Here is a 3,064-nt window from a genome sequence, read left to right on the forward strand (position 1 = left end):
GGGATAATGCCTGCTGAGGTAGCCCCATAGATGACAATATCATACACTTTATCGGGTGATTGACAGCTTTTCAGATATGCTGGAACAATAAGTCCACTGGATAGAATAACATTACTTTTGAGGAAATTTCTTCGGCTGAAATTTGACATGTTTGTGTTAAAGGGTTTAGGGATTTCGGGAAATAAAAATTCAAAATATTGAAAAATAAATACCCATCAAAATCAAGCGGAACCCATGATAATATATGCCAAGTAATTGGCAATAATTGTTTAGCCACAAGCCTGCCTGCCGGCCATAGCCGTCAGTTTAAGGATCCTGAAACTATAGATTTGAGCTGATTTATGAACAAAACGTAGATCCCCCTTGGGATCTTTCATCCTTTTGCTCATATTTATATTAGTTTTTTGTTGTTTGAAAAAGGCGGATTAACTTGGCCGTTTACCGCCTTTTTCTTTATTAAATATAGTAATATTTTTCATAGAAAAGGGATAAAAAACCAAGAAATTTACTCGAAAAGAAACAGGTTTTAAGGGAAAAATTTCATGATTTCTTTCAGCCAAAATCCATTAACCTTATCGCACAGCAAACCGGTTTCTGCATCAGGAGGTCTAAACTTGACGGTTTCGGTTTTCTATTGAGCTTGATGTTTTCTTATCAACGGGGAAAATTTTTCAGCTTGCTGGATATGGCCTCTTTTCTCTTTGAGGAATTCGGCATCAGTATTACCAAGCAGTCCCTTCATGACCGTTTTACTGCTCAGGCAGTGGCATTTTTGAAAAAATGTCTTGATATCCTTTTGTTTCAAAAGATCAGATATCAGGGAGATAAAGAACTCCTTAAATCTCATTTTAAAAGGATCAGGATAAAGGATTCAACCAAGTTTTCTCTTCCTGACCCTTTTTCGGAAAAGTACCGGGGATACGGTGGGGCCCTCAGCCAATCGTCTTCGATGATAAGTATCCAATATGAATATGACTTTATCAGCGGACAGAGCATGGATCTGAGGCTGACTTCCGGCGTATTGAACGATCAATCAGACTCAGCGGAATTCACCCATGATATCCGAAAACAAGATCTCTTTTTAAGAGACTTGGGCTACTGTACCGTGAAGTTTATGACAAAGATCCATTCTGCGGGTGCCTATTTTATCAACCGCTTGGGTCCCCAAGTGAATTGCTATCCTGATTTGGATTCCAAGAATCCGATAGATTTGAAGAAATACCTTCACAAACTCAAAAAAGACAAACTGGATTACATCGAAGTTTCTGTTTTCTTGGGTAGCAAAGACCGGGTTCCTGCCCGCTTGATACTTTCACTTGCTGATGAGAACACTTACCAGAAAAGACTAAAGAAGACAACCAAACAGGCGAAGTCAACCGGACACAATGTTTCAGAAAAGTTCAAAGCCAGAGCCAGACTCAACATCATGGTAACCAATGTCCCAGCTGAGGTACTAAAAACCAATGAAATAAGAAAGGTCTACGCTATGAGATGGCAAATTGAACTTATTTTCAAGGTTTGGAAGTCCTTGGCTACCATAGATGAGTTTAACAGTAAAAAAATCCATAGGTTTGAATGTCAGCTTTATGGAAAACTGATATGGATAATTCTTAATTTAAAGATATTCAACTACATACAAAAACAGGTGTATAGTCAAAACAAAATACTTTGCAGCATATGGAAATACTTTAGGCTAATTCAGAACATTCAGAATTACCTCATAAAAGCAGTCAAAAAACACAAGGAATTCCAATTTCTGATCAAAAGACTCATTGATTATGCACCCAAGGCAATTTATCTTGAAAAAAAGAAAGGAAAACTAGCTCTTGAACACATAATTGTCCTCTTAGCCTGACGGCTATGGTCTGCCGCCAGGCAGGCATTTGGAAACGTTCTCTTCCAACCTACTCCTAACTTCTTAAAGATACTAAACTTTCTATTTTGAAATTAATTGATGCATCTCACCGCTTCTTCAGGAAAGGAATTACAAATTCATTGGATAGATAGAAAGGTGTAGATAGTACCTACAGCTAGCAGAGGAATATAGTTTTCGGTGTACGAAAATTTTAGCTAAAAATACAAAAACCATTAATCAGTGGGGTCAATCCGGCAAATGGGACAGGTTATGCTCCGGAATATTTACCAGGAAACAAACGTACCGATGAAGAGCAGTAGAAGTTTGTTTAATTCGAAAGAAGTTTCGTATGAGGATGTTTGAGGAATAGGAGTAATTGTACTGTTAATTTCTCTCCTCAAGGTATTGGCCACCATTAAAATAAAATTGTTCATTTATTTTATTTGTTCACGTAACGTGAACATCTTATATTTATGAACATGAAGACGGAGGAAATTATTGAACATACCTTTCTTAATATAATCCCTTTACTGCAAATTGAGGGTAGGTGGGAGCCGCATGAACAAAGAGAGCTGGATGCCTATATCACCTTACATTTCCCAGAGGGAGATATTCACTTCGATGCGGAAGTAAAGCAGGAAGTTAGGGAAAATACCTTACGAACTATCCAGGATTTGAACAGGACCTATACGAATTTTCTTTTGGTTGCATATAGAATCTACCCCAAATTCCGTCATTTGCTTCAGGAAATGGGCATCAATTACCTGGAGGCGAATGGCAACGCCTATATCCGTAAAAATGGGAAATTGATCCTGATTGATAAATTCCCCCCAATCAAAGAAAGGAGGGAAGAGACCAACCGTGCTTTTACAAAAACAGGTTTACGGGTGTTTTTTCAATTATTGGTAGACAATAAAAATTTGAATGCCAACCAGCGTGAGTTAGCCGAACAGGCGGGTGTTGCCCTGGGAAATATACCGTTAGTACTCAAAGGCCTCAAGACTGCAGGATTATTGGTTAATAAAAAAAAATATGGTTATCACTGGACCAATAAGGAAGAAGCAATAAGCCAGTGGATCAATGGATATAGAACCAACCTCAAAGCCACTTTATTTCAAGGGAAATATAGCCTGCCAAAAGATAGAAACTGGAAGGAAGTCAATCTACCAACCGGAAAAACCAGATGGGGAGGGGAGACTGGAGCGGATT

The 3,064-nt window shown here is 38.3% G+C and carries 1 protein-coding gene and 1 pseudogene; both read left to right on the plus strand.

Translation table 11 applies throughout. The features are described from left to right. Nucleotides 1-553: 553 nt before the first annotated feature. Nucleotides 554-1,855, plus strand: a pseudogene (locus EA341_RS00195) (IS4 family transposase); the annotation flags it as partial. A gap of 473 nt (nt 1,856-2,328) precedes the next feature. Next, nucleotides 2,329-3,064 (plus strand): hypothetical protein (locus EA341_RS00200; RefSeq protein ID WP_293010665.1); only part of this gene is annotated, 736 nt, incomplete at its 3' end.

Origin of the sequence: Mongoliibacter sp. (assembly GCF_007692705.1) — a bacterium.
In the GTDB taxonomy this organism is placed as follows: Bacteria; Bacteroidota; Bacteroidia; order Cytophagales; family Cyclobacteriaceae; genus Mongoliibacter.